Below are 2,813 nucleotides of genomic sequence, written 5' to 3' on the forward strand. Positions count from 1 at the left end.
GGAATGATGACCCGGATCACAGTCCCGCCTGCCTCCTGGCGGCAGAACAGGCACGATGGGGTTGTGTCCGAAATCCCAAAACGTGCGATCGTCAGAACCGCCAAGCTGGCGAGTCTTCCGCTGGGCATCGCCGGACGGGCCACAGTCGGTATGGGTAAGCGACTCGGTGGACGTCCCGCCGAGATCGTCGCCTCGGAGCTCCAGCAGCGCACGGCCGAGCAGATCTTCCGTGTTCTCGGTGAGCTCAAGGGCGGCGCGATGAAGCTCGGACAGGCCCTGTCGGTCTTCGAAGCCGCGCTGCCCGAGGATATGGCCCGGCCGTACCGGACGGCCCTGACGAAGCTGCAGGAGGCGGCGCCGCCCCTGCCTGCGGCGTCGGTCCACCGCGTGCTGGCGGACGATCTCGGTCCGGACTGGCGGGCGAGGTTTCGCGACTTCGACGACACGCCGGCGGCCGCGGCGAGCATCGGCCAGGTTCACCGGGCGGTGTGGGCGGATGGACGCGACGTCGCCGTCAAGATCCAGTATCCTGGAGCGGGGCCGGCGTTGCTCGCAGACCTCACCCAGCTCGCACGCGCGGCCCGGTTGTTCGGTGCGCTGACCCCCGGGCTGGACATCAAACCGCTGGTCACCGAGCTGAAGGCACGCATCGTCGAGGAACTGGACTACCGCCTGGAGGCGGCGTGGCAGGCAGCCTTCGCCGAAGCGTTCGACGGCGACCCCGACATCTGCGTGCCCAGGGCCATCACGGGCACCAACCACGTCCTGGTATCCGAGTGGATCGACGGCAGACCCCTGTCAAAGATCATAAACGAGGGCACGCCCGCCGAACGCGACCGGGCCGGGCTGCTGCTCGTACGGTTCCTGTACTCCTGCCCCGGACGGGTCGGGCTCCTGCACGCGGACCCGCATCCGGGCAACTTCCGGCTGCTGGCGGATGGTCGGCTCGGCATCCTCGACTTCGGCGCGGTCAATCGGCTACCCGACGGGCTGCCCGAACCCATCGGCCGGCTCTGCCGGCTGGCCCTGCACGGCGATGCGGACGCCGTCATGGCAGGTCTACGAGCCGAGGGTTTCATCCTGCCGACGGCCAAGATCGGCGCGGCGGACCTCCTCGGGTACCTCGCGCCGATCCTCGGTCCTGTCGCCACCGAGGAGTTCCGCTTCTCCCGTGACTGGCTGCGAGCGGAGGCCGTCCGCCTGGGCGACCCCCGCTCCCCCGCGGCCCAGCTCGGCCGTCAGCTCAACTTGCCCCCGTCCTACCTGCTGATCCACCGGGTGACCCTGGGAGCGGTCGGCATCCTGTGCCAGCTCGACAGCGCGGGGGCGTTTCGCGCCGAGATGCAGCGCTGGCAACCCGGCTTCGCCCCGCCGGGGTCGGCGGCGGCTGAACACGCCGCCTGGGCGAACCGGCCCGGACGCGGGCTACCGGCACTCGCCGTCGAAATGGATCAATCTGGTCTCCAGCCGCTGCCGCTGCCACTACAGCTGCCGCTGGCGACGCCGCTCGTGCCGGAACAACCCAGCCAGCCGAAGCGGACGAGAAAGGACAGGCAGCCGCAGCCGCCGGTGCCGCCTCGGCCGCGTGACGCCACCGACAAACAGGATGCCCCCGACGTCACAACACCCGGTACAGCCACGCCCGGTACAGCCACGCCCGGTACAGCCACGCCCGGTGATGGCAGTTCTGGTGCGTGTGCTCCCCCCGGAACGGCGGTCGAAAGCGCCTGAGCATGCGCTGGATCACGCCGCGTCAACCTGCCTGTCTTTGCTTGCCCTCAAACATTTCCCGGAGTTAGAGTGCCCGGCAATAGGGGCGTGGATGAAGGAGCGGGGCTGGGGCGCGTAGATCGCGAGGCGGAGGAGGGAGGCACCCTGGTGTTGGGTGTCGACCGACGACAACGACGCGAGGTGCGTGCCCCAGCCCCGCGACGCCGCGTCCCCTATTGCCGGTCGCTCTTGATGTTCTCTATCTTCTATCCAATGTTGACGATCCGTAAATCTGGACGAACGTTGCGTAGAAGCAGATAGCCGCATACTGGGGGGTAACGCGATGCACGCAACCGATCTGGTGGCAGCACGACATCCTGGCGTCTTTCCCATCACCCTGGGGGAAATCGCTGCCGCCCACCCTGCGGTGAGCGACTCGTCACCGCTTGCCGGCTACGGTAACTGCACGGCCTGTCCATGCCCGGGTTTCACCGGAAGCACCTACACCTGCGACCGCGGCGGCTGCGGCCACCACTACGACTCGCACTGGTAGAGATCGCCGGGGCACCGGTCAAGCAACCATGCGCGACCATCGAACGGTGACACGAACCCGCCATGATCCTACCCATCCAGGATACTCTCATCGATGAGAGTATCCTGGATGAGAGTATGATCGAGGCAGGTTGGCATGGCCGAGTTCATCGGACGGGAACGCGAGCTGGCGACGCTTGACCGACTGTTGCAGCGGGTCAGGACCGGCGGCCGGGCGGGTCGTCCTGGTCGGGCTGTCCTGATGCGCGGACGCCGCCGCGTCGGCAAGTCACGATTGGCCGAGGAGTTCGTCGACCGCGCGGGCGTGCCATACCTGTTCTTCACCGCGTCGGCACAGCCGGACATGGCGATGGATCTCCGCCTGTTCACCGAGGCGGCCGCAAGCTCGGATCTTCCAGACGCCGGCCTGTTCCATGAGCAGAAACCCGGATCCTGGGATGCGGCGCTGCGGCTGCTGGCCGGTGCGCTGCCCGCGGACCAACCCAGCGTGGTGATCCTGGACGAGATGCCGTACCTCATCGCCAACGACCCCGGTTTCGAGGGGACACTGC

General features: G+C 67.9%; 2 protein-coding genes. Both read left to right on the forward strand.

Annotation, left to right across the window (positions count from 1 at the left end):
- Window positions 1–63 precede the first annotated feature (63 nt).
- Window positions 64–1,731 (forward strand): AarF/ABC1/UbiB kinase family protein, encoded by a 1,668-nt coding sequence (locus U9977_RS25435; protein ID WP_322751819.1) that lies wholly within the window; start codon window positions 64–66, stop codon window positions 1,729–1,731.
- A 667-nt stretch (window positions 1,732–2,398) separates the two neighbouring features.
- The coding region (locus U9977_RS25440; RefSeq protein WP_322751814.1) for an AAA family ATPase at window positions 2,399–2,813 on the forward strand (415 nt) is incomplete at its 3' end.

The sequence above is a fragment of the Protofrankia sp. Cas8 genome (genome assembly GCF_963555845.1).
GTDB lineage: Bacteria > Actinomycetota > Actinomycetes > Frankiales > Frankiaceae > Protofrankia.